Genomic DNA, 23,912 nt, shown 5'->3' on the forward strand with positions numbered 1-23,912 from the left:
TCCTTCAGAGCCGCTTCAGGTGTCCAGGTTCTCGACCGACAGCGCGTTCTGCTGGATGAACTCGCGCCGGGGTTCCACCACGTCGCCCATCAGCTTGGTGAACAGATCGTCGGCCTCGGCGAGGTCGTCGACCTTGACCTGAAGCAGCGTCCGGGCCTCGGGGTCCAGCGTCGTTTCCCACAACTGGCTCGGGTTCATCTCGCCCAGGCCCTTGTACCGCTGAAGGGTCAGGCCCTTCTCCCCTTCCTCGAGAATCGTATCGAGCAGGGACAGGGGACCGTGGACCAGGTTTTCGCGGTCGCGCCGGACAAGTTTGGCGGGCAAGGCATAGGTCTCGGTAAGCGCTTTCGTGAAGCTCCCGAGCCTCCGGGCCTCGCCGGACCGGAGGATGGGTCCGTCCAGCGTCCGCACCTCTTCGACCCCACGAAGCGAGCGGGCAAGGCGGATGCCGTGATCCTGGGTGATCCGGCCTTGCCAGCCGCGCTCGTACTCGACCGCGACCAGGTCGAGACGAGTGGCGATCGCTTGTGCCGTCCCTTGAAGGTCGCTGTCGACCTGCCCGCTGCGGAACGCCCCGGCGATGGCCGACTGCTCCAGGATCGACGCCGGGTAATGCGTCGGGAAGGACTGGATCACGCGCTTCACCTGCCGCGCCTCCTCGACCACACGCAGAAGGTCCTGACCCGAGATCTCCTCGCCGGAGCCCAGTTTCAGGATCGCGCCGTCAACGCCCATCTCGATCAGGTAGTCGTCGAGAGCGGCCTGGTCCTTGAGATAGACCTCGGACTTGCCGCGGCTGACCTTGTAGAGCGGCGGCTGCGCGATGTAGAGGAAGCCCCCGTCGATGACCTGTGGCATCTGACGGAAGAAGAAGGTCAGCAGCAGGGTGCGGATGTGCGCCCCGTCGACGTCGGCATCCGTCATGATGACGATCTTGTGGTACCGCAGCTTCGAGATGTCGAACTCGTCGCGGCCGATGCCGGTGCCGAGCGCGGTGATCAGCGTGCCGATCTCCTGAGAGGACAGCATCCGGTCGAAGCGCGCGCGTTCGACGTTCAGGATCTTGCCGCGCAGTGGAAGAACGGCCTGGTTGAGACGAGCGCGACCCTGCTTCGCGGATCCCCCGGCGCTGTCGCCCTCGACGAGGAAGATCTCGCGCTTCTCGGGCTCCTTCTCCTGGCAGTCGGCCAGCTTTCCGGGCAGCGACGCGATATCCAGTGCGGACTTCTTGCGGGTCATCTCGCGCGCCTTGCGGGCTGCCTCGCGGGCCAGCGCAGCCTCGATGATCTTCGAGACGATTACCTTGGCGGGTCCGGGGTTCTCTTCGAACCACTCCGACAGCTTCTCGTTCATCAGACCCTCGACCGCGGGCCGGACTTCCGAGGAGACAAGCTTGTCCTTGGTCTGGGAACTGAACTTGGGATCCGGGACCTTCACCGACAGAACGCAGGTCAGACCTTCGCGCGCGTCGTCGCCGGTGAAGCTGATCTTCTCGCGCCGTGCCGCTCCGGACTGGCCGGCATAGTGGTTGAGCGTGCGGGTCAGAGCCCCGCGGAATCCGGCGAGGTGCGTACCGCCATCGCGCTGAGGAATGTTGTTCGTGAACGGAAGGACGTTCTCGTGATATCCGTCGTTCCACCACATCGCGACTTCGACGGTGATCCCGTCGCGTTCGCCGATGATGAAGATCGGCTCCTCGATCAGCGGCGACTTCGAGCGGTCGAGGTAGCGGACGAACTCGCGCACACCCCCGTCATAGAAGAACTCGCTCTCCATCGGCTCGCCGTGACGCTCGTCGCGAAGCTTGATGCGGACGCCCGAGTTGAGGAAGGCAAGCTCACGCAGGCGGTTTTCCAGCGTCTTGTAGACGTAGTCGAGGTTCGAGAAGGTCTTCGTCGAGGCGAGGAAGCGGACCTCGGTGCCCTTGCGGCCGTTGGCATCGCCGACGACGCGCAGATGCTCGACGGTGAAGCCACCCTCGAAGCGGGCATAGTGTTCCTTGCCGTTCCGCCAGATCCGCAGCTCCAGCCATTCCGACAATGCGTTCACGACCGAAACGCCGACGCCGTGCAGGCCGCCCGACACCTTGTAGCTGTTCTGGTCGAACTTCCCGCCCGCGTGGAGCTGGGTCATGATGACCTCGGCCGCCGAGACGCCTTCCTCGGCGTGCACATCGACCGGAATGCCGCGACCGTTGTCCGAGACGGAAACGCTGTCGTCGGCGTGGACCGTGACGGTTACATGGTCTGCGTGACCCGCCAGCGCCTCGTCGATACCGTTGTCGACGCACTCGTAGACCATATGGTGGAGGCCCGAGCCGTCGTCGGTGTCGCCGATATACATGCCGGGGCGCTTCCGAACCGCCTCCAACCCTCTGAGAACCTTGATGGAATCGGCGCCATATTCTTCCCGCGCCGGTGCGGCCTCTGCCATGCCGTTCGTTCCTTGTGTTTTTCCTTGTAAATATAGTCGTTTTGACCGGCATTGTCACGCGCGGGCCACAAGATTTGGTAGGGATGGCCGAGAGTCACGCAGGCGTGTCCGCAGCGCCTCGTCGGGCCTGCTAGGGTGATGCGATGAGACGCCTCCTTCCCCTTGCATTCCTGCCCGCAGCGGCCTTCGCCGACGACGCTGTGATCGAGGGCGCGACGGCGGCAAGGACCGGCGGAACGTGGACCTTCGAGGTGACTCTGTCCCACGGCGACACGGGGTGGGACGACTATGCGGACGGCTGGCGCATCGTGACCGGGGACGGCATCGAACTGGGAACGAGGGTGCTTCTGCACCCGCACGTCGACGAGCAGCCATTCACCCGGTCGCTTTCCGGTGTCACGATTCCGGACGGGCTCGCGACGGTCTATGTCGAGGCGCGTACGACGCGGGAAGGCTGGGGTGAGGCCCGGCATCCCGTCGCGCTGAAGTGACACCCGTATGCCTTTTCGTCATGTCCTCCCTGTGCAGGGCGCAGGGCCTGCGCTAAGCCTCGGCCATGAGCAAGACGATCTTCATCCTGAACGGTCCCAACCTGAACCTTCTGGGCAAGCGCCAGCCCGAGATCTACGGGTCCGACACGCTGGACGACGTGCGGCGACTTTGCGCGGCCGCCGCCGAGCCACATGGGCTCTCGGTCGATCTGCGGCAGTCGAACCACGAGGGCGGGATCGTCGACTTCATCCACGAGGCGCGCGAGGCGGCGGTCGGGATCGTCATAAATCCGGGCGCCTATACGCATACCTCCGTCGCGATACTGGACGCGCTGCACACCTTCGAAGGTCCGGTGATCGAGGTTCACATCTCGAACGTCCACAAGCGCGAAAGCTTCCGTCACCATTCCTACGTCTCGCTGCGCGCCGACGCCGTAATCGCGGGCTGCGGCATCCAGGGATACATCTTCGGAGTGGAGCGGATCGCGCGGCTTCTGGCCTGATCGGCGCAGGGCGTCTCAGCCCTGGTTCACCCGTTCGACATAAGCGCGCAGATCCTCGGCCTCGTGGCGCGCATCGCGCAGACCTTCCATCGCCGCCCGCAGCTCGGCTTCGGTCTGGCTCAGCTTGTTGGTCAGCTCGGCCTCGCGCTGTTGGAAATACGAGATGGTCTGGTCGCGCTCTTCCTCGGCCTGGTGAAGTTCCTGCGCCATGCGGTCGAGGTCGTCCATGTCCGAGCGAGTGACGCGCGTGATCCGAGAGATCACCCAATGGGTGAACCATCCGGCAAGGAAGGCCATGAAAAGAATCCCGGCCGTCGCCGCGATGAACTCGGGACCATTCATTCCGTCGTCTCCTCTGCCTCGTCCGTCGTTTCCGCTTCGTCCGCCCCCGCGCTGTCTTCGGCGGGGATCTCTGGCTCGTCCGGCTCGTTAGGGTCGATCAGCCGGAACTCGATCCGGCGGTTGGCTTCGCGTCCGGCCTCGGTATCGTTGTCGGCGATCGGCTGGTCTTCCCCGTAGCCTCGCGCGCGCAGGTTCGACGTCAGGACCCGCCGCGCCATGATGGCGTTCAGCACAGCGTCGGCGCGAGCCTGGCTGAGTTGCTGGTTCATCGTCTCGCGGCCCTGGCTGTCGGTAAACCCCCCGATCTCGATCGGCGTGTCCCGGCAATCGCGGAGGATGTCTGCGATGGCGTCGACGGTTGCGACGGCATCGCGGTCGATTTCGGACGATGACGGCTCGAAGGTGATCTTCCGCTTGTTCCCCGCCGCTTGGATCATCTGGATGCACTCTTCGGGGGTCGGCAGGGCAGCAAGCGGGTCAAGCTCTTCGGAATAGGCCACGTCAAGGCTGTAGGTCGCCCCCTCGGGCAGCCGGTCCGACAGGATCCGCGCCATGTCCGCCTGCGCGTTCGTCCGTCCCGTCTTGCCCGAGATCCGCAGCGTCTTCTCGGTCACGGTCAGGGTGCCGTTGTGGAGGTAGCGGAACGCGTCGAGCGCGGCGAGGACGCGGTTCGGCCAGCCAGCTGGCACGTCGTCATCGATGCGGGTCGCAAGCTGGACCTTCGACGCGCCAAAGCGCGCCGCGGCGAAGTTCTGGACCGAGGCCCGGCTCTGGTCGTCGGCGAGCCGCCCGCGCATCTGAAGCTGGCCTTCCGGCGAGAGGGTCGCCGAGAACTCGGCAGGGGCGGAGGCGCCTTCGGCCTGCTGCTCGGGCGGTTCGGGAAGGAAGGCCGACAGCGAGAAGACCGGGGGAAGGGCGGCGTCAAGGTCCGCCGCCGCATCGTCGAATTCGCTCTGCGGCGTGCCTTGCGTTCCGACCAGCGAGACATCGGCGTTCGAGATCGTCAACGTTCCAGACCCAAGCGTCTGCACCGCGCGAATGCCCGCGACGGCGGCTTCGCTCCACCGCGTGGACGGCGTTCCCAGTCCCAGGACGCAGTCGACGGTGCCGGTCAGACCCGCCTCGGCGGCAGCGGCGAGGATGGCGTTCCGGCCTTCCTCCGAATTCGCGGTACAGGCATCGAAACGGGCGCCCGCCTCGTCGATCAGGAACCGCAGCGTATAGGGCGCGACGACGGGGCGCGGCGCCGAAATGTGCAGGACGAGGTCCAGCCCGGCGGGCGCCTCGCGGTTGAGCTGCCGTTCCAGGTTGGTCTTGTCTTCGGGCGTCCGCGCAACGGCGGTGATCGCGACGCTTGCTGGCGTGATCGACACCTTCGACCGCGGCAGATTGTCCAGCGCCTCGATTCCGAAGGACAGGGCTTCCTCCCATCCCGGCGGCGGTGCGAAATCGGCGCTTTCCAGAAGGTCGGCCACATTTGCCCCGCCCCCCATGGCGCGCACCCGCTCGACGATCGTCTCCGGGCTCGATTCAAGCGGGACGAGACCGATCAGGGAAATGCCATCGTCGTTCTTCAAGACCTCGATCGAGAAGTCGGGCGGCCGGATCGCGGCAGCAGCGGCGACCTGCATCCGGTCGATCAGTCGGGACGCGTCGACCACGCTGCCGGCCGAGGAAAGCGCCGCGAACCGCGTCGCCTCGTCCGGGGCAATGCCGGCCAAGGTGACCTGAAGACCATCGACGTCCACCTCGGTCCAGTCGTGCCCTGATTGCGACAGCACAAGGCTGACATCCGTCAGGGCCTCGGCCTCGATCAGGCTTCGGGCCCAAAACGCGACGCCGACGCAGCCCGCCGCAGCGATGCAGATCGCCACCATGTGGGGGATCGCACGCGTGCGCAGTTTGGGCCGTTTGTCAGTCATGGCGCCTAGTTAAGCCTCTCGAGACAGGGGCGCAATCAAAGCGCTAACGCTGCGGCGAGAAACAGCACGGGGATCAGCCCGGCGTCTCGGTTGGCGCGGAACAGCCTCAGGCATCGCGCCGGATCGTCGATGTTCAGGCGGCCGAGCTGCCAGGCGAGGTGCCAGCCGAAAGCCCAGACGCCGCAGAGAGCGACCGTCAGGGTAAGCACGTCGGTCGCGGGGGCGAGGGCGAGGATCACGCCTGCGGCCATCAGGCTCACGGCAGCCACCAGAAAGCGGCGCAGCCAGCGCGGCGAATCCTCTCCGAAGAGACGCGCGGTCGATTTCACTCCGATCAGGGCGTCGTCCTCCTTGTCCTGGTGCGCGTAGATCGTGTCGTAGAACAGCGTCCAGGCGATGCCAGCGAGGTAGAGGGCGAGGGCGGGCCACTGAAGGTCGCCCGTCACCGCCGCCCAGGCCAAAAGCGCGCCCCAGTTGAACGCGAGCCCGAGGAAGACTTGCGGCCACCAGGTGAATCTCTTGGCGAAGGGATAGACACAGACGATGGCGAGCGACGCGATGCCGAGGAGGATCGCCGTGCCGTTGAAGGTGAGTAGGATCGCGAAGGCGAGAAGCGCCTGGATAACCATCCACGCCAGCGCCTGCCGCACCGTGACCTGCCCGGAGGGGATCGGCCGGGACCGCGTCCGCTCGACCCGCCCATCGAAGTCGCGGTCGGTGATGTCGTTCCAGGTGCAGCCCGCGCCCCGCATCAGCCACGCCCCCAGACCGCAACCGATCCCGATCCAGAGGTCGCCCGTCGTCAAGCGGTCGAGCATGACGCAGGCCAGCGCCAGCGACCACCAGCAGGGCAAAAGGAGAAGCCACGTCCCGATCGGGCGATCCGCGCGCGACAGCCGCAGGTACGGCCGCGACCAAGCCGGAGCAAGTCGGTCGACCCAGTTGCCCACGACGGCATCCGCGACCTGTCCGATCTCTGGCGTCTCTCGGGTGCCGGTCATATGGTCCCTTCATGGCGGGCAGCGCGAAAATCCGGCTCTATGTAGAGCACCCATTGGGAGAGGGGCAATCGGTTCCGCTGTCGCGGGACCAGGCGCACTATCTCTTCGGCGTGATGCGGCTGGCGACGGGCGACGCCGTCGCTCTCTTCAACGGGCGGGACGGCGAATGGGCGGCGCAGGTCGTGGACGCGGGCAAGAAAGGCGGGACGCTGGAGTGTTCCGCGTCGGTGCGTCCGCAGGGCGCGCCTCCGGACGTCTGGCTTCTGTTCGCCCCGATCAAGAAGGCCAGGACCGACTTCATCGTCGAGAAGGCCGTCGAGATGGGCGTCGCGCGGATCTGTCCCGTGCAGACGGAGTTCACCAACTCCGAGAGGGTGCGACGCGACCGGCTTCAGGCCCACGCCACCGAGGCGGCGGAACAATGCGGCGCGACCTGGGTGCCCGAGGTGTCCGAGATCGACCGGCTCGACAGGGTCTTGGCGTCCTGGCAGCCGGGTCGGAACCTGATGTTCTGCGACGAGGGGCTGGCGGGATCGGGCGCTGCACTTTCAGGGGCGGGTGGAGCCTGGGCCGTGCTCATCGGGCCAGAGGGCGGGTTCTCGGACTCGGAAAGATCGAGGCTGAATGGGCTCGATTTTGCCCACGCCGTCTCTCTCGGGCCCCGCATCCTGAGGGCGGACACCGCGGCGGTCGCGGCTTTGACCCTCTGGCAAACGACCCTCGGCGACTGGTGATCTAGGGCCGGGGGTTCCGCTGCTTCTGGCGCGTGTCCCTCAGTGTCTCGACCATGATGGCGGTCAGAAGTCCGAACATCAGAAGTCCGTTCGCCGCCGCCATGCCGCCCAGCAGACGCCACTCAACCGGCAGGAGGATGTCGCCGAAGCCGAGTGTCGTGAAGGCGACGAGCGAGAAATAGATCGACTCCTCGAATGAGGTGAAAACGTGCAGCGCGTGGAGCGCCAGCGCCCAGACCCACACCGAAAGGGTCATCATCCCGAGCGTCCAGATCAGCGCCAGCGTCAGCACGACGATCAGCTTCGGCCCGTGCGGTGGCCGCACTGCCCAGGGGTGAAGCCGGAGCAACACCTGTTCCAGCCCCCACCACGACACCGCGGCAAGCACGACCGTGAGAAAGATGATGAGGCTTCCAAGGACCAGTTGCGTCAGCATGGGCGGCATCTTCGCAGGGCCGCGGCCCGCGTCAACCGACTGGACAGCCGGGGCAGCGGACCTTATCTCGACCCGACCATGTCAAAGCCCAAGGACAACCCCAACTTCAAGGTCGTCGCCGACAATCGTCGCGCGCGCTACGACTATGCCATCGACGACGACCTGGAATGCGGCATCATTCTCATGGGGTCCGAGGTGAAGTCCTTGCGCACCGGGCAGTCGAACATCGCGGAAAGCTATGCTGCGGTCGAAAGTGGCGAGCTTTGGCTGATCAATAGCTACATTGCGCCATACGACCAGGCGATGTTCGGCCACGAGGATCGGCGGCGGCGCAAGCTGCTGGTATCCCGAAAGCAGCTTGCGACCCTATGGAACGCGACGCAGCGGAAGGGGATGACGCTTGTGCCTCTTCTCCTTTATTTCAACGACCGCGGTATGGCCAAGCTGAAGCTGGGCATCGCCAAGGGCAAGAAGACGCACGACAAGCGCGAGACCGAGGCAAAGCGGGACTGGAACCGCCAGAAGCAACGTCTGCTGAAAGATCACGGCTGAATCCGATAACGAATTGTTCCGTTGTTTCCTGTCGAACCCTCGACTAATGGAAATTACCGCTCTGCGGAGGCAGGCTGAGAGGTTGGTATGACGTACAGTGCCGGCAATCTTAAGTGGGGCGAACCCACCCTTGGTCAACCGAGCGGCCAGATCACCTGGTCCGCCGACGTGTTCGACGATCTGTTGATCGCAAACGGGACATCCGAGCCTCAATTCAGTGACGCGCTCCAAGCCGCCTTCGATGCTTGGGAAAGCGTCGCCTCGGTCGACTTCCAGATGGTATCGACGGGCGCTGACGTGAACCTCTTCGTCAACGACATCGGCGGGGCTGCAGGCGAGGCCTATTATACCTACGTGGATCGCGGAACGATCGACGTCATCCAGGGCGGGACGATCAGCTTCAGTTCGGATCTGGTGTGGTCGCCCTATGGCGACGACGACGGAGTCGACTTCTATGCCGTGGCGCTGCACGAAATCGGACACATGATCGGTCTCAATCATGTCAGCGACCGGACCGAGATCATGAACCCCGTGATCTATGCCGACGACCTTGGCGACGGCGATATCGCGGGTGCGCAGTTCCTGTATGGGCGTGACCCCGGAGATTCAGCCTCTGAAGCCCCGAACGATGGCAGTGGCGGCGGCGGGATCAGTGCCGAGACGGGTGGCGGTGACGGCGGCGGTGGCGGCGGCATGCTCGGCATGCTTGCCGCTCTTCTCGCGCTCGTCTTCGGCATCTTCTCGGGCGGCGGCGCTATCGCGGCTGCGGGTCAGCTTCCCGACGAGGACGACGACGGCGATGATGACGACCGGGGGACGGGCGAGGTGTTCACAAGCGAGCCTGAACTCTTGTTCCTTCCCCTGATCTTCGTCGAAGAAGGCAATATGGCCCAACTCGACGCTGAAGACGAGGACGAGGACGACTGGCTGATCTGATCAGTCGAAAATCCCTGACACCCGACCCAGAAGCATGAACGCGCGCGCGGTGCGGGTTTCGGCCAGCGCCGCGATCTCCTGATCCGACAGGTCTTCCGCGATGTTCGTGAAGGTCTTGTCGAAGGCGCGCAGGAAATGGTGGGCGGCATCGCGAAAAATGGTGTCCTGCCGCATCCGCGACGAACTTAGCGCGAGCGACGACCGATCCCTGATCCCGCCCAGGCCTGCGATGGCGGGCCCGCGCTCGCCGCCGGCGAAGCGACGCCAGATCTCCGGCCGAGACCTGTCTGGAACAAGGTCGTCCATGTAGATCCCGTCCTGACTGAGAAGCGTCAGTACATCCTGGCTCGCCCGGATCAGGGTCGACACTCGCCGGTCGGTCAGCGCACGCCGCAGGGCGGCAAAGCCTTCACGGTCCTCTGCGGTCTCGGGAAAGTTCATCGCGGTGACGATGTCCTCGGTCGAAACAGAGATCTCGGCGGCACCCGGCGGCGTGGTGAGGGCGAGACCGGGCTGCTCCTCTTCGGCGCGCGCGGGCGGCGCCGGAGGTGTGCTGGTCGGACGTTGGGTGGACGTACCGGAGGGACGAGCGGACGCAAAGCTCGCCAGCACGTCCTCGGCGCGCTTCTGTCCCTTAACGATCTCGTCGATCTTCCGCTCGACGTTCGGCCCCATGGCGGTCGCGGCCATCTGCGCCTGGCTGATATAGATTTGGCGCATCGCATCCATCGACGCCTGAAGCCGTTCGCTTTCCTCGCGGATGATGCGGGCGCTCTTCAGCGCGATCGAACCGATCCAGATCAGTGCGATAGGCAGACCCACGACCATAAGGAGGACAAGAAACCGCAAAGGACCGAGCGACGACCCGGTGCCGAGGCCGACCACGAACAGGAACAGAAGGCACAGCGCCAGCCAGAGGCCGGTCACCACGATCGCCACCTTGTCGGCCGGGTCCAGCCCGCCGCCAGTGTTCATGCGACTGTAGATTCCCAGGTCGACGGGAGGTTCGGGACGGTTGCCGGACATGGGTCCTCAGACGAATTCGATCTTCAGGATCTCATAGCTCTTTTCGCCACCGGGCGTACGAACCTCGACGCTGTCTCCTTCGTCCTTGCCGATCAGCGCACGGGCAAGCGGCGACCTGACGTTCAACCGACCGTTCTCGATGTCCGCCTCGGGCTCGCCGACGATCTGGTAGGTCCGCTCCTCGTCGGAATCCTCGTCCACGAGGGTCACCGTAGCACCGAACTTGACGGTTCCGGACAGAGAGGCGGGGTCGATGACCTCGGCCAGCGACAAGACGCCCTCGAGCTCCTTCACGCGGCCCTCGATGAAGCTCTGCTTCTCGCGTGCGGCGTGATATTCGGCGTTCTCGGACAGGTCGCCGTGCTCGCGCGCCTCGGCGATGGCCCGGATCACCGCAGGGCGCTCGACGGACTTCAGCTTCTTCAATTCATCGTTCAGCGCGGTGTGCCCCGCGCGGGTCAGCGGTATCTTGTCCATGAAGGTTCCTTGGACTCTCGGGGTTGCCTCGGACGGTCAGAACCGGGCTTTAGTCACAGGTAGGACCAGACAAGTCAATCCCGGGTTGACCCCTGTGTGACACGGCGTTTCGTTTGACCTTTCGCCGCGAAGGACGGTAGGCAGGAACCCGTTGATCCAACCGCGAGGGGACCCGTCGGAATGTCCAGAATCGAGCGCGAAAGCATGGAATACGACGTCGTCATCGTGGGCGCCGGGCCGGCCGGCCTGTCGGCGGCGATCCGGCTGAAGCAACTCGATGCCGACCTGAGCGTCGTGGTGCTGGAAAAGGGATCCGAAGTCGGTGCGCACATCCTGTCAGGTGCCGTACTGGACCCGTCCGGCCTGAACCGCCTCTTCCCCGACTGGAAGGAGAGGGGCGCCCCGGTCAAGGTCGAGGTCAAGAAGGACAGGTTCTACGTTCTCGGCGAGGGGGGGAAGCTGCGCATCCCCAATTTCCTGATGCCGCCGCTGATGAACAATCACGGCAACTACATCGTCTCCATGGGCAACGTATGCCGCTGGTTGGCCGAACAGGCCGAGGCGCTTGGCGTCGAGATTTTCCCGGGAATGTCCTGCTCCGAACTCGTCTACGGCGAGAACGGCGAAGTCAGGGGTGTCGTCGCCGGTGTCTTCGGGCTTGAGCCGGACGGCAGCTATGGCGAGGGCACCGAGCCGGGGATGGAGCTTCTCGGCAAGTACGTCTTCCTGTCGGAAGGCGTGAGGGGGTCGCTCTCGAAGGAAGTCATCGCGAAGTATGGCCTGGCGTCGAAATCGGACTTCCAGAAGTTCGGTCTGGGCATGAAGGAGATCTGGGAGGTCCGGCCCGAGAACCACGACGAGGGTCTCGTCCTCCACACCATGGGGTGGCCCCTTGGCTGGAAGCAGTCAGGCGGTTCCTTCATGTACCACCTCGACAACAACCAGGTCTACGTCGGCTACATCGTCGACCTGAATTACAAGAACCCGTACCTCTACCCCTACATGGAATTCCAGCGCTTCAAGCATCATCCGGACATCGCGAAGGTGCTGGAAGGCGGCAAGCGCGTGGCCTACGGCGCGCGCGCCGTCACGAAGGGCGGCTTCCAGTCGATCCCCCGTTCCGCCTTCCCTGGCGGTGCAATCCTGGGCTGTGCCTCGGGGCTGGTGAACCTGCCGCGCATCAAGGGCAACCACAATGCGATGCACTCGGGCATCGAGGCGGCGGAGGCGGCGGTGACGGCCATTCGTGCCGGGCGCTCGAGTGACGTGCTGACCGACTATGACCATACCCTTCGTTCAGGCGTGATCGGCAAGGACTTGCGCCGCGTCCGAAACGTCGCCCCCCTCAACGCGAAGTATGGACCTCTGGGCGGCCTCGCACTCGGCGGGTTCGACATGTGGTTCCAGACAGTCTTCGGCGGCGCGAGCCTGTTTGGCACCCTCAGGCATGGCAAGACCGACGCCGAGGCGACCGAACCGGCCGAAATGCACAAGCCGATCGACTATCCCAAGCCGGACGGCAAGCTCTCCTTCGACCGGCTGACCAACGTCAGCTTCTCGTTTACCAACCACGAGGAAAGCCAGCCCTCGCACCTGAAGCTGAAGGATCCCTCGATCCCGGTGAAGGTCAATCTGCCGAAGTATGCCGGCCCGTCGGAGCGGTATTGCCCGGCGGGCGTCTACGAGTTCGTGGGGGAAGGCGCGGAAACGCGGTTCCAGATCAATTTCCAGAACTGCGTTCACTGCAAGACCTGCGACATCAAGGACCCGGTCCAGAACATCGTGTGGACGGTGCCTCAGGGTGGAGACGGGCCGAACTATCCGAACATGTGAGCGGTCACGTTGTCGCCCGGAAGGTAACACTTCCGTCAAGCCATGCGCCCGCGAAGGTCCGCCGCATTGCGTCACGTCCGGGGCGGCACTAGGCTCTCCGGCGAAACAGCAGGGATACCGGCATGGCGATGGCCCGCATCACGATGACACTCGCACTTCTTGCAACGCTTTCGGCGCCCGTCGCCGTGGCTCAGGACGCGGGTGGATACCTGGCGGCGCGCTCGGCGATGCTGTCGAGCGACTTCGACGAGGCGGCGGACTACTATGCCCGCGCCATCGTGCGCGACCCCTCGAACGTCCCTCTGCTCGAGAACGCGGCGACGGCCTACCTCGGCCTTGGCGACCTTGACCGCGCGGCCCAGATCGCGCGTCGTGCCTTCGAGGCGAAGTCCGAGAACCAACTCGTCGGTCTCATGCTGATCGGCGACCTGGCGCGGCGCGACGACTGGAAGGGCATCGTGTCCGGCATCGACGGGGGCATGAAGGTCGGACCGCTTTTCGACGGTCTCGCAAAAGCCTGGGCCCTGGTCGGCGACGGACAGATGACCGAGGCCCTGACCGCCTTCGACGGGGTCGCCTCGAACGAAGGCGTCGAGGCCTTCGGGCTCTACCACAAGGCGCTTGCCCTCGCGTCGGTCGGTGACTTCGAAGGCGCGGCCGAACTCTTCTCGGGCGAGAGCGGACGCACCATCCGCGTGACCCGCAGGGGCGTCGTCGCCTATGCCGAGGTTCTGAGCCAGCTTGAACGGAACCAGGACGCGCTCGATCTGATCGAGGAAAGCTTCGGCACCTCGCTCGATCCCTATCTCGAAACGATGCGAGACCGCCTCGCAGCCGGCGAGACTTTGGCCTTCGATGCCGTCCGCACGCCTGTCGACGGACTTGCCGAGGTGTACTTCTCGATTGCCAGCGCGCTGCGCAGCGAGGCGCAGGAAGACTATACCCTGATCTATACGCGCATGGCGCTAGCTCTGCGTCCCGATCACATGGACGCTTTGCTGATGACGGCAGAGCTTCTGGAGTCACTTGGCCGCTTCGACCTCGCGACCCAGGTCTACGATACCGTACCGCGCGAAGACCCCGCGTTCCACTCCGCCGAATTGGGCCGCGCCGAGGCGTTAAGGCAGGCCGGCCGCGAGGATGCCGCGATCGAGGTTCTGCGCCAGCTCGCCAAGAGCCACTCGGAGCTGCCGCTCGTCCACGTCACGCTCGGCGACACGCTGCGGGGCATGGATCGTTTCGCCGAGGCCATCGGCCCCTACTCGGATGCCATCGCCCTGATCGAGAAGCCCGAAGAGCAGCACTGGATCATCTTTTTTGCGCGCGGCATCTCGTACGAGCGGACCGATGAGTGGGAAAAGGCCGAGGCCGATTTCCGCAAGGCGCTTGAGTTGCGGCCGGAGCAGCCGCAGGTGATGAACTATCTGGGCTATTCTTATCTCGAGAAGGACGAAAATTACGAAGAGGCGCTGGAACTGATCGAGCGGGCCGTCGCCCTGCGACCGGACTCGGGTTACATCATCGACTCCCTCGGTTGGGGCCTCTACCGCCTCGGCCGCTACGAGGAGGCGGTCGGCCATATGGAGAAGGCCGTCGAGCGCATGGCCATCGATCCCATCGTCAACGACCACCTTGGCGACGTCTACTGGGCTGTCGGCCGCAAGCGCGAGGCGCAGTTCCAGTGGCAGCGCGCGCTGTCCTTCACCTCGGAGGATAACGACACGGGTGACGTGGACGCCGACCGCATCAGGCGCAAGCTCGAGGTCGGCCTCGACAAGGTGCTCGAGGAGGAAGGCGCGGCGCCCTTGCAGAAGGTCGCGAATGACGGTTGAGGTTTTCGCGCCCGCGAAGATCAACCTGACGCTTCATGTCATCGGTCGGCGGACCGACGGATATCACCTTCTGGACAGTCTGGTCGTCTTCGCCCGGGACGTGGGCGATGTCATTCACGTCGAGGCCGCAGACCGCCTGGAACTGACGGTCGAAGGTCCGTTTCGCAAAGGCGTGCCGACCGACGAGACCAACCTCGTGGTTCGTGCCGCACGTCATCTGCAAAGCTTGCGGGCGGTCCAGGCTGGCGCGCGTCTGCGGCTCGAGAAGACCCTCCCGCATGGTGCAGGTATCGGGGGAGGCTCGGCGGATGCTGCGGCTGCCCTGAAGGCGCTGGCTCTCCTCTGGAAGGTCCCGCCACCGACACCGGCGGAAACCCTGAATCTCGGCGCCGATGTACCGGCCTGCATGGCCGGGCCGGCTCCCATGAGGATGAGGGGCATCGGAGAGCGTCTGGACCCTGTGCCGCCGCTGCCGCCGCTTTGGCTCGTCCTGGTCAATCCCGGTCGGCACGTATCGACGCCAAGGGTGTTCTCGTTGTTGGGCAGTATTCGCGGGGCCGACGCCCTCTCGATGGACGAGATGAGGATGGGTTGGGACTTCGAGGCGTTTCATGCGTGGCTGTCCGGTCAGGGAAACGACCTGACAGCCTGCGCGACGGAAGAGGTCGCCGAGATAGGGCATGTCCTCGAGGCGCTGCGATCTTCACCAGGCTGCCGGAAAGCCGACATGTCGGGTTCGGGCAGCACATGCTGGGGCCTGTTCAAGTCGGCTGCTGCCGCACACAGGGCCGCCGAGACGCTGGCTCACGACTATCCGCAGTGGTGGGTCAGGATGACCGCGATCAACTGATCCGGGCGACGACGTAGTCGGCCAAGTCCGCCATCAAGTCGCGAAGCTCGTGTTCAGGCAGCACCTCAAGTGCGGATTTCGCCTGGGCCGACCACGCCAGCGCCTCGCTTCGCGTGTCCTCCAGAGTCCCGTGGCGCCGGATCAGGTCCATCGCTTGCGCCAGATCGCCGTCCCGCTGGTCGCCCTTCTCTATGGTCCGTTTCCAGAACGACCGCTCCTCTGGGTCGCTTCTGGCAACAGCCTTGATGACCGGCAGCGTCAGCTTGCGTTCGCGGAAATCATCGCCCAGGTTCTTGCCCGTCAGCGCCACGTCGCCTTCGTAGTCGAGAAGATCGTCCGCCATCTGGAACGCGATACCAAGAGCATCGCCGTACGTCCGGAGCGCCGAAACCTGCGCTTCTTCCACTCCTGCTATGACACCGCCGACCTCGCTCGCGGCGGCGAACAGGGCGGCCGTCTTTCCACGCACGACCTTCAGATAGATGTCTTCCGTGGTCGAAAGGTTCGCGGCCGCGGTCAGTTGGAGAACCTCGCCTTCAGCGATCGTCGCAGCGGCGTCGGACAGGATGTCGAGGACGCGCAGAGAACCCGTCTCGACCATCAGCTTGAAGGACCGCGCGAAGAGGTAGTCGCCGACGAGAACCGAGGATTTGTTGTCCCACAGAAGGTTCGCCGTTGGCCTGCCCCGCCGCTGGCGGCTTTCGTCGACGACATCGTCATGCAGAAGTGTCGCCGTGTGGATGAACTCGACGGTCGCGGCAAGCCTGTGGTGGTTCTCGCCCTCATAGCCGCAGAGCCGCGCCGAGGCGAGCGTCAGCATCGGACGCACCCGCTTGCCGCCTGCATTGACGAGGTGCGCGGTGACCTCGGGAATGCGCGGTGCGGTCTCGGAGGCCATCCGTTCGCGGATCAGCCGATCGACCGCCGCGAGATCGTCCTGGAGGACGGCAGCCAGCCTTTCGTGCGGCTTGGAGGACGTCTCGGTGTCCAGGCTCATCAAAAGCGCATCAGACCGCTCGACAACACGGGCGACCTGTCCTTATTTCCATCCCATGAGAGAGCTCTTGCGCACCACGGATCCGACAGTGATCGCCTTCGTCACGGCCCTTCTCGACGGCGAGGGTATAGACTGCTTTCAGATGGACGTCCATATGAGTGTCCTTGAGGGGTCGCTTGGAATCCTTCCGCGCAGGTTGATGGTCAGGGACTCCGACCACTTCCGCGCGTCGGCGGTCCTGAGGGACAACGACGTGGAGACGGGCATGTGATCGCGCAGACCGATCGGTTCCTGGGCGGCCGCCTGTCCGTGTTTCAACCCGTCAGCGGGTACCGCGCAGGTGCCGATCCCGTGTTTTTGGCCGCGGCTGTCTCCGCCAGACCAGGGCAATCGATTCTGGACCTCGGCTGCGGAGCAGGGGTGGCCATGCTGTGTCTCCTCTCGCGCGTGGAAGGCCTGAGCGTGACCGGCGTCGAGAACGATGCGGCATCGGTCGGACTGGCGCGGGCAAATCTTGACGCCAACGGCTTCGACGCGCGCGTGCTCGAGGCCGATGCGTTCTTTCCAACTCCGGAACTGGCATCGGCGTCTTTCGATCATGTGATGACCAATCCGCCGTTCTTCGACCGCAGAAATGGCAGCGAAGCCTGGGACCCTCATCGCGAGGCCGGCAGGGGAGAAACGGCGCCACTTGCCCTTTGGCTCGACGCGGCGCTGCGGCGGGTGAAGCCAGGCGGCTACATTACGGTCGTTCACCGGGCCGACCGGCTGGCCGATTGTCTCGCGCCCCTCCAGGGCCGCGCGGGCGACGTTGTGGTCCAGCCGCTTGCCGCACGCGCTGCCCGCCCGGCGCGGCTTGTCATCGTGCAGGCGAAGAAGGGCGCTCGGGGCGCGCTGCGGCTGAACGCTCCACTCGTGCTGCACGACGGCGCTGTCCACGAGGCGGATGGGGAAAGTTATTCGCTGGCCGCGCAGGCCATCCTGCGTGAGGGCGCGGCGCTACCGCTGAAGAATTAAGCTCGGATTAGGGAAATCGGACCAGCCTGGGGAGCGGGACGTGACACGAATCGCGTTTCGTGTTGCACTTGATATGTCGAAAACCCAACAGGAGGACGACGATGAGCCTGAACGCCCATATTCAGGAACTCCGCAAGAAACACCAACATCTCTCTGATGAAGTCGAAATGGCGCAGCGAACGCCGTCATTCGATGACCTTCAGATCACTGCTCTCAAGAGGCAGAAGCTCAAGATCAAAGAGGAAATCGAGCGTCTCAGCGACAACTGAACGCAGTACGGCAGACCCGCTTGGCGGCCGTGCCCTGTGCTTTGCACACGGGCAACTCGTGGACCGGCGGTTGTCGTGACTGACGAAATGAAAAGGGCCGGTTCCTGGGAACCGGCCCGATCTTTGACGACGGAACACCGCCTCAGACGAAGAACTGTGCGCCGTTGGCCGAAATGGTCGAGCCGTTGATGAAGCCCGAGTCCTCGGACGCGAGGAAGCACACGATCCGGGCGATTTCCTCCGGCGTGCCGAGACGGCCGGCGGGGATGCCCGAGATGATCTTGTCGCGGACGCTCTGGTCGATCGCCATCACCATCTCGGTCGCGATATAGCCGGGACAGATCGCGTTCGCCGTGATGCCCGCCCGCGCGCCTTCCTGAGCGAGCGACTTGACGATGCCAAGGTCGCCCGCCTTCGTCGCGGCATAGTTCACCTGGCCCGCCTGACCTTTCTGTCCGTTGATCGACGAGATCACGATGACCCGGCCGAACTTTCGATCGCGCATCCCCGGCCAGACCGGGTGGACGGTGTTGAAGACTCCCGTGAGGTTGGTGTCGATGACCTCTTTCCACTGCTCGGGCGTCATTCGGTGAAACATCGCATCCTTGGTGATGCCGGCGTTCGCCACGACGATGTCGATCGGGCCGAGGTCGGCCTCGACCTGCGCGATGCCCGCCTTCGACGCGTCATAGTCGGCGACGTTCCACTTGTACGTCTTGATGCCGGTCTCGTCGGTAAAGGCGCGGGCCTTCTCGTCGTTGCCCGCATAGGTCGCGGCAACCTCATAGCCTTCGGCTTTCAGAGCCTTGGAAATAGCTTCACCGATGCCACGCGAGCCCCCGGTGATCAGTGCAACACGGGCCATAGTCGTCCTCCTCCAGATTATGCAAGAATGTTACGCGGCGGATGGCGGAGGCGCAACAATTGTGCGCCGCCGCTTCTGCGTCAGTCGCGCTCGACGCACATCGCAACGCCCATGCCGCCGCCGATGCAAAGCGTGGCCAGGCCCTTCTTCGCGTCACGGCGCTTCATTTCATAGAGCAGGGTATTCAGGACTCGCGCACCCGATGCGCCGATCGGGTGACCGATGGCGATGGCGCCGCCGTTGACGTTCACGATCTCGGGGTCCCAGCCCATGTCCTTGTTCACCGCGCAGGCCTGCGCCGCGAAGGCCTCGTTCGCCTCCACGAGGTCAAGGTCCGAGACCTTCCAGCCGGCTTTTTCCAGCGCCCGGCGCGAGGCCGGAATGGGGCCTGTACCCATGATCGACGGATCGAGACCGGCGGTGGCGTAGGAGGCGATGCGTGCAAGAGGCTCGATCCCGCGCTTCTCGGCGTTCTGGGCACTCATCAGCAGGACGCCCGCCGCACCATCGTTGATGCCGGAGGCGTTTCCGGCCGTGACCGATCCGTCCTTCGCGAACGCGGGGCGAAGCTTCTGCATCGACTCGAGCGTCGCGCCGTGGCGGATGTACTCGTCCTTGTCGACGACGATGTCGCCTTTCCGCGTCTTGACGGTGAAGCCCAGTATTTCGTCATCGAAGCGGCCGGCCTTCTGCGCGGCCTCGGCCTTGTTCTGGCTGGCAAGCGCGAATTCGTCCTGCTGCTCGCGGCTGATCTGCCACTGCTGCGCGACGTTCTCGGCGGTCTGGCCCATGTGATAGCCGTTGAAGGCGTCCCAGAGGCCGTCCTTTATCATCGTGTCGATCAGCTTCAGGTCGCCCATCTTCTGTCCCTGCCGGATGGACTGGGCGTGGGGGCTCATCGACATGTTTTCCTGGCCGCCCGCGCAGATGATGTCGGCGTCTCCAAGCTGGATGTGCTGGGCGCCGAGCGCCACCGCGCGAAGGCCCGAACCGCAGACCTGGTTGATGCCCCAGGCCGCGGCCTCCTTCGGCAGGCCGGCGAGGATATGCGCCTGGCGCGGCGGATTCTGCCCCTGCGCGGCCGTCAGGACTTGTCCCAGGATCGTCTCGGAAACCTCGTCCTTCGAGATCCCCGCTCGCTCCACCAGCGCCTCCAGCATGGCCGCCCCCAGTTCGTGCGCGGGCGTGTTGGCGAAGGCCCCGTTGAAGCTGCCGACAGCGGTTCGGGCGGCGGATGCAATGACGACGTTGGTCATGTAGGGATCTCCTGCTGGTCTGATGAGACTCGGATGCGATGTCGAGGCCGACAGTATTTGCTCCCCCCGGTCGCTGCAACCGACAGGTGCCTCCACGGAAAGTCAGCCGTCCCTGCGGCGTGCTTCGGCCAGCGCCTCGCGCAGGACGGAGCGGTCTCCGATATGGTTCGCGAGGAGCAGGATCAACCGGGCATTGAGGGCGACGCTCTCGTCGTCGGAGAGGCCTTCGTGCGCCGCGATCAGCTCGGCGTAGAAGCCATCCGGATCGGGAATGTTCGCGACGGTGTTAAGTGGCATCACGTCCTCCCGCAGGCGCGGGCCAGCGCCGCTTCAATGTCTCGGGCGGTCGCGCGCGCCCACCGAGCCGCAACGTGTTGGTCCGGCCGGATCAGGTAGACTGCTCCCGACGCCGCTCCAAGATACCGGTCCGACAGCGCACCCGTCGGGTCGTCCGTCGACGTCAGCGCAATCCGTTCCACGCCCTCGACCTCCGGCGCTTCGGCATCGATGCAAAGCAACGTGAAACCGCCACCGAGACGCCGAAGCAGGGTTTCGCCCGCGAGGGGGGCATCGGGACAGGGGCTTCCCGGTCGCGTCCGCGCTGGCCCGCCAGGCAGCGCATCCTCGCCGTTCAGCGGCAGGCCATCGTAGGTGCAGGGCACCGAGAGGCGTCCGGAATTGACCAGAGGACGCGCGAAGGCGTGACGCTCGGCAAGATCGAGCACGGCATTTCGGAAGACGTGGCTGATCCGGGACTTGGGCGAGATGAAATCGGTCGAGCGCGTGGATTTGAGGATGTTCTCGTCGGCGGCATGCCGCCTCTCATCGTCGTAACTGTCGATAAGGGCATCCGGCGCCTCGCCGCGGATCACGGACGCCAGCTTCCAGCCCAGGTTGTCGACATCCTGGATCCCCGAGTTCGCACCTCGCGCGCCGAAGGGGCTGACCTGGTGTGCGCTGTCGCCGGCGAAGATCACGCGGCCATGCCGGAATTTCTTCATGCGGCGGCACTGGAAGGTATAGATCGACGACCAAACGATCTCGTAGGTCACGCCGGGCAGCATCGCGTCGAGACGGGCGCGGATGTTCTCTTCCTTCAACTCCTTGACGCGGTCCACCTCCCAGCCGATCTGGAAGTCGACGCGCCAGATGCCGTCGGGCTGCTTGTGAAGCAGGGTCGAGGCTCCTGACCTGAACCAGGGCTCGAACCAGAACCAGCGTTCGGTTGGGAAATCTCCGTCCATGCGGATGTCGGCGATCAGGAAACTGTCCTCGAAGACGCGGCCCTCGAAGTCGAGGCCCATCATGCCCCGCAAGGGAGATCCCGCGCCGTCACAGCCGATCAGCCAGTCGGCCTGAAGGCGATAGGGTCCGTCCGGCGTGTCGACGTCCAGCGTCACGCCGTCATCGCGCGCTTCGACCGCTGTCACGCGGTTGCGCCCCCTGATCTCGATCGGCGCGCCCTCGGCCTGAGCCTGACGCACCCTCTCCACGAGGGTCTTCTCGAAGAACGGCTGCGGCAGGTTGATGAAGGCCGGAAAGCGGTGGCCTTCCTCGGGCAGAAGGTTGAACTCGAACACCTGGCGGTCGTCGTGAAAGACCTTCCCGACGTTCCAGACGACCCCCTTCTCCAGCAGAGCCTCGCCACATCCCCATCTGTCGCAGATTTCGAGGGTGCGCTTGGAAAAGCAGATCGCGCGGCTTCCCTGTCCGACGCCCTCGTGGTCGTCGAGGACGAGCACGGGAACCCCTCGCAGCCCTAGGTCAAGCGCCATCGCGATGCCGACCGGGCCGCCTCCCATGACGATGACCGGGTGACGGACCGGTGTCGCCGCGTCCTGATCCTGCGACCGCGCATAGGGATAAAGCCGAAAGGCCAGCCGGTAGCGGTCCTTCATCTCGCGACCGACGCTCGCCGTCACTCTTGAAGCGCCTCCCACATCTCGCGGTCGCGTTCGGCGGTCCAGATGCGAGGCGTGTCGATATCGCGGGCCTCGTCATAGGCGCGGGCGACGTTGAACGGCAGGCAGTGCTCGTAGATGGCATAATCGCCGAACTTCGGGTCGCACTCCGCCCGGCAAGCCGCCATCGCGTCCTTCAGAGAGCCGCCGCGCAGCGCCACCTTGGCCACCGCGTTGTAGGTCGAGGTCACGAAGTCGGCCGTCGAGTCGAGCGCGGCGTCGACCATCTTCCGGCCCAGAAGAGCGTCGCCTCGACCCGGCGCGATGGCATCGAGGTTCCAGCGGCGGATGTTATCCAGTGTCCCCGTCCAATCGTGGAAGTGACCGTCGCCGCAGTAGCAGGCCGAGTGGTATTCGACGATGTCGCCCGTGAACATGACGTTCTGGTCCGGGACGTAGGCCACGATATCGCCTGCCGTATGCGCCCGACCTGGCTGCATCAGGTCTACGCGCCGGTTGCCCAGATAGACACTCATCCGTCCTTGGAACGTCGTCGTGGGCCAGGTCAGGCCGGGGATCTCCTCATGGCCTTCGAAGAGCCGGGGGAAGCGGGCGAACTCGCTGTCCCAGTCCTCCTGCCCGCGTTCCACAACCATCGAGCGCGCCTTCTCGGACATGATGATCTGTCCCGCATCGAAGGCCGAAGCGCCGAGAACGCGGACCGCGTGGTAGTGCGTCAGGACGATGTGCGAGACGGGCTTGTCGGTCACGCCCCGGATGCAGTCGATCACCTGCCGGGCAAGGCGCGGCGTCGCCTGCGCCTCGATCACCATCACGCTCTCGTCTCCGACGATCACGCCCGAGTTCGGATCGCCCTCGGCGGTAAAGGCGTACAGGCCATCGCCGATCTCGGTGAAGCTCACGGTCTTGTCGCCGGTGTCGCCCTGCGATGCGAAGGCTCTTGTCATGTCGTCTCCTCTTTCGCCCAGTCCGGCAGCGGAACGGCAGGGCGGACGGTTCCTGTGCAGTCTCCGAAGCCGACGCGGTGCCCGCGCCCCTTCGTGTGTCCGTTGAAGGTAACGGTATCGCCGTCCTCCAGGAAGGTTCGCGCCTGTCCGTCGAAGTCGAGCGGCTCCTTGCCGCCCCACGAAAGCTCCAGCATCGAGCCACGGGAATCGGAGTCCGCGCCCGAGATCGTGCCAGATCCCAGCAGGTCACCCACTCTCATCGGACATCCGGACGAGGCATGATGTGCAAGCTGCTGCGCGGCGGAATAGTACATCTCGCGGTAGTTCGTCCGCGTGACCGTCCGTTCGGCGCCATCTTGGGTCGCGAGCTTCACCTCCAGATCGATGTCGTAGAGCCCAGGCTTCGTCTCGCGCAAATAGGGAAGAAGGGGCCTGTCTCGCGTCGGCGTCTTGGCCCGGAACGGCTCGAGCGCCGAGCGCGTCACGATCCAGGGGCTGATCGTCGTCGCGGCGGCCTTGGACTGGAACGGGCCGAGAGGCTGGTATTCCCAGGCCTGGATGTCGCGTGCGGACCAGTCGTTCAGGAGGACATAGCCGAAGATCATCTCGTCGGCATCCGCGACGGAGATCATGCCAGACGACGGACGGCCCACGACCGCGCCCAACTCGAGTTCAAAATCGAAACGGTGCGACGGCTGGAACACGGGAAGGTCGAAGCCCTCTCCCTTTACCTGGCCCCAAGGTCGCGTCACGGGAGTGCCGGACACCACGACCGACGAGGCTCGGCCGTTGTAGCCGATCGGGAGCGACAGCCAGTTCTCGGGCAGCGCCTTGTCGGCGCCGCGGAACATGGTGCCCACGTTCGTGGCGTGATGCCGCCCTGCATAGAAGTCGGTGTACTCGGTCACGCGGAAGGGCAAGCGCATTGCGACAGCGTCGCGCCGGTACAGCGGGTCGCGCATCTGGTCCTGTGCGCCGGCACCTTCGGATAAAAGTCCCGTTAACGTGTTTCGCACGCGAAACCACACGCCAGGGCCAGCCTCCATGAAGGCGTTGAGCGCGGAACCCTGGAAGCCGGCGGCGGGCAGCATCGACATCGCTTCCATCGCGCCGAGGTCGAGAACCAGATCGCCGATCGCCACACCGCAGCGCGCGCCTCGTCCGTCGTCGAAGACGCCGTACGGCAGATTGTTCAGCGGAAAGTCACCCTCGGGCGCGTTCGCGCTCTCGATCCAGCTTCGTAGAAGGCTCATGCGGCCACCCCTTCATCT

General features: G+C 64.9%; 25 protein-coding genes. 11 read left to right on the forward strand and 14 right to left on the reverse strand.

Annotated elements, in window-relative coordinates; genetic code table 11:
• Positions 1-15 precede the first annotated feature (15 nt).
• A complete protein-coding gene (gene gyrB / locus EF888_RS00135) occupies positions 16-2,433 on the reverse strand; it encodes a DNA topoisomerase (ATP-hydrolyzing) subunit B (protein WP_109759293.1) in 2,418 nt (805 codons plus the stop codon).
• Positions 2,434-2,576: 143 nt separating this feature from the next.
• Between gyrB and EF888_RS00140 the strand changes: the two genes are divergently transcribed.
• Positions 2,577-2,924 (forward strand): hypothetical protein, encoded by a 348-nt coding sequence (locus EF888_RS00140; RefSeq protein WP_109759294.1) that lies wholly within the window; start codon positions 2,577-2,579, stop codon positions 2,922-2,924.
• Positions 2,925-2,989: 65 nt separating this feature from the next.
• The gene (gene aroQ / locus EF888_RS00145) at positions 2,990-3,427 is read left to right on the forward strand and encodes a type II 3-dehydroquinate dehydratase (protein WP_109759295.1); all 438 of its coding nucleotides are present in this window, start codon (positions 2,990-2,992) and stop codon (positions 3,425-3,427) included.
• 15 nt (positions 3,428-3,442) lie between these two features.
• Here aroQ and EF888_RS00150 read toward each other — a convergent pair whose 3' ends face one another.
• Genes EF888_RS00150 through ubiA form a run of 3 tightly spaced genes read right to left on the reverse strand, consistent with a single transcriptional unit; the run spans position 3,443 to position 6,692 of the window.
• The gene (locus EF888_RS00150) at positions 3,443-3,769 is read right to left on the reverse strand and encodes an LXG domain-containing protein (protein ID WP_109759296.1); all 327 of its coding nucleotides are present in this window, start codon (positions 3,767-3,769) and stop codon (positions 3,443-3,445) included.
• On the reverse strand, positions 3,766-5,691 hold the full coding sequence (locus EF888_RS00155; protein WP_241239756.1) for an OmpA family protein: 1,926 nt from the start codon (positions 5,689-5,691) through the stop codon (positions 3,766-3,768). Before EF888_RS00155 ends, EF888_RS00150 begins: the two co-directional genes overlap by 4 nt.
• Positions 5,692-5,726: 35 nt before the next feature.
• Positions 5,727-6,692 carry a 4-hydroxybenzoate octaprenyltransferase gene (ubiA, locus tag EF888_RS00160; protein WP_109759298.1) on the reverse strand — a complete coding sequence of 322 codons (966 nt, stop codon included), beginning with the start codon at positions 6,690-6,692 and terminating at the stop codon, positions 5,727-5,729.
• 11 nt (positions 6,693-6,703) lie between these two features.
• Between ubiA and EF888_RS00165 the strand changes: the two genes are divergently transcribed.
• The gene (locus EF888_RS00165) at positions 6,704-7,426 is read left to right on the forward strand and encodes a 16S rRNA (uracil(1498)-N(3))-methyltransferase (RefSeq protein ID WP_109759299.1); all 723 of its coding nucleotides are present in this window, start codon (positions 6,704-6,706) and stop codon (positions 7,424-7,426) included.
• A 1-nt stretch (position 7,427) separates the two neighbouring features.
• Here EF888_RS00165 and EF888_RS00170 read toward each other — a convergent pair whose 3' ends face one another.
• Entirely contained in the window at positions 7,428-7,862 is a 435-nt protein-coding gene (locus tag EF888_RS00170; RefSeq protein WP_109759300.1) for an ion channel, read from the reverse strand.
• 78 nt (positions 7,863-7,940) lie between these two features.
• On the opposite strand from EF888_RS00170, the gene smpB reads away from it, so the two are divergent.
• The gene (gene smpB, locus EF888_RS00175) at positions 7,941-8,414 is read left to right on the forward strand and encodes an SsrA-binding protein SmpB (protein WP_109759380.1); all 474 of its coding nucleotides are present in this window, start codon (positions 7,941-7,943) and stop codon (positions 8,412-8,414) included.
• An 87-nt stretch (positions 8,415-8,501) separates the two neighbouring features.
• Entirely contained in the window at positions 8,502-9,350 is an 849-nt protein-coding gene (locus EF888_RS00180) for a matrixin family metalloprotease (RefSeq protein WP_109759301.1), read from the forward strand.
• Here EF888_RS00180 and EF888_RS00185 read toward each other — a convergent pair whose 3' ends face one another.
• Both EF888_RS00185 and greA read right to left on the reverse strand, forming a co-directional pair.
• Positions 9,351-10,376, reverse strand: coding sequence for a hypothetical protein (locus EF888_RS00185; RefSeq protein ID WP_241239757.1), 1,026 nt, complete (start codon positions 10,374-10,376; stop codon positions 9,351-9,353). It abuts the gene before it with no gap.
• A 6-nt stretch (positions 10,377-10,382) separates the two neighbouring features.
• Positions 10,383-10,853, reverse strand: a complete 471-nt coding sequence (greA, locus tag EF888_RS00190) for a transcription elongation factor GreA (RefSeq protein WP_109759302.1) — start codon at positions 10,851-10,853, stop codon at positions 10,383-10,385.
• Positions 10,854-11,033: 180 nt separating this feature from the next.
• Between greA and EF888_RS00195 the strand changes: the two genes are divergently transcribed.
• From EF888_RS00195 to EF888_RS00205, 3 genes are all read left to right on the forward strand, one after another.
• Positions 11,034-12,686, forward strand: a complete 1,653-nt coding sequence (locus EF888_RS00195) for an electron transfer flavoprotein-ubiquinone oxidoreductase (protein WP_109759303.1) — start codon at positions 11,034-11,036, stop codon at positions 12,684-12,686.
• Positions 12,687-12,808: 122 nt separating this feature from the next.
• Complete coding sequence (locus EF888_RS00200) at positions 12,809-14,518, forward strand: tetratricopeptide repeat protein (protein ID WP_338143045.1); 1,710 nt, start codon at positions 12,809-12,811, stop codon at positions 14,516-14,518.
• The gene (locus tag EF888_RS00205; RefSeq protein WP_109759304.1) at positions 14,508-15,368 is read left to right on the forward strand and encodes a 4-(cytidine 5'-diphospho)-2-C-methyl-D-erythritol kinase; all 861 of its coding nucleotides are present in this window, start codon (positions 14,508-14,510) and stop codon (positions 15,366-15,368) included. The genes EF888_RS00200 and EF888_RS00205 overlap by 11 nt, the downstream gene beginning before the upstream one ends.
• Here the strand turns inward: EF888_RS00205 and EF888_RS00210 are convergent.
• Positions 15,361-16,365, reverse strand: a complete 1,005-nt coding sequence (locus EF888_RS00210) for a polyprenyl synthetase family protein (RefSeq protein ID WP_109759305.1) — start codon at positions 16,363-16,365, stop codon at positions 15,361-15,363. The two genes, EF888_RS00205 and EF888_RS00210, sit on opposite strands and share 8 nt — an antisense overlap.
• A 55-nt stretch (positions 16,366-16,420) precedes the next feature.
• On the opposite strand from EF888_RS00210, the gene EF888_RS00215 reads away from it, so the two are divergent.
• From EF888_RS00215 to EF888_RS00225, 3 genes are all read left to right on the forward strand, one after another.
• Complete coding sequence (locus EF888_RS00215) at positions 16,421-16,636, forward strand: putative signal transducing protein (RefSeq protein ID WP_109759306.1); 216 nt, start codon at positions 16,421-16,423, stop codon at positions 16,634-16,636.
• Positions 16,633-17,382: a tRNA1(Val) (adenine(37)-N6)-methyltransferase gene (locus EF888_RS00220; protein ID WP_109759307.1), complete on the forward strand. Its 750-nt coding sequence runs from the start codon at positions 16,633-16,635 to the stop codon at positions 17,380-17,382. Before EF888_RS00215 ends, EF888_RS00220 begins: the two co-directional genes overlap by 4 nt.
• 101 nt (positions 17,383-17,483) lie before the next feature.
• Positions 17,484-17,651 carry a YdcH family protein gene (locus EF888_RS00225; RefSeq protein ID WP_109759308.1) on the forward strand — a complete coding sequence of 56 codons (168 nt, stop codon included), beginning with the start codon at positions 17,484-17,486 and terminating at the stop codon, positions 17,649-17,651.
• A gap of 142 nt (positions 17,652-17,793) precedes the next feature.
• Here the strand turns inward: EF888_RS00225 and phbB are convergent, their stop codons facing one another.
• The 6 genes from phbB to fahA all read right to left on the reverse strand — a co-directional run bounded on the left by phbB (position 17,794) and on the right by fahA (position 23,894).
• Entirely contained in the window at positions 17,794-18,516 is a 723-nt protein-coding gene (gene phbB, locus EF888_RS00230) for an acetoacetyl-CoA reductase (RefSeq protein ID WP_109759309.1), read from the reverse strand.
• Between the two features lie 80 nt (positions 18,517-18,596).
• Entirely contained in the window at positions 18,597-19,772 is a 1,176-nt protein-coding gene (locus EF888_RS00235) for an acetyl-CoA C-acetyltransferase (protein WP_109759310.1), read from the reverse strand.
• Between the two features lie 102 nt (positions 19,773-19,874).
• Complete coding sequence (locus tag EF888_RS00240; RefSeq protein ID WP_109759311.1) at positions 19,875-20,069, reverse strand: DUF2783 domain-containing protein; 195 nt, start codon at positions 20,067-20,069, stop codon at positions 19,875-19,877.
• Complete coding sequence (locus EF888_RS00245; protein ID WP_109759383.1) at positions 20,069-21,670, reverse strand: FAD-dependent oxidoreductase; 1,602 nt, start codon at positions 21,668-21,670, stop codon at positions 20,069-20,071. The genes EF888_RS00240 and EF888_RS00245 overlap by 1 nt, the downstream gene beginning before the upstream one ends.
• A gap of 20 nt (positions 21,671-21,690) precedes the next feature.
• Positions 21,691-22,641 (reverse strand): MBL fold metallo-hydrolase, encoded by a 951-nt coding sequence (locus tag EF888_RS00250; protein ID WP_109759312.1) that lies wholly within the window; start codon positions 22,639-22,641, stop codon positions 21,691-21,693.
• Positions 22,638-23,894, reverse strand: coding sequence for a fumarylacetoacetase (gene fahA / locus EF888_RS00255; RefSeq protein WP_109759313.1), 1,257 nt, complete (start codon positions 23,892-23,894; stop codon positions 22,638-22,640). Before fahA ends, EF888_RS00250 begins: the two co-directional genes overlap by 4 nt.
• Positions 23,895-23,912 lie beyond the last annotated feature (18 nt).

Origin of the sequence: Silicimonas algicola, from assembly GCF_003970735.1 — a bacterium.
In the GTDB taxonomy this organism is placed as follows: Bacteria; Pseudomonadota; Alphaproteobacteria; order Rhodobacterales; family Rhodobacteraceae; genus Silicimonas; species Silicimonas algicola.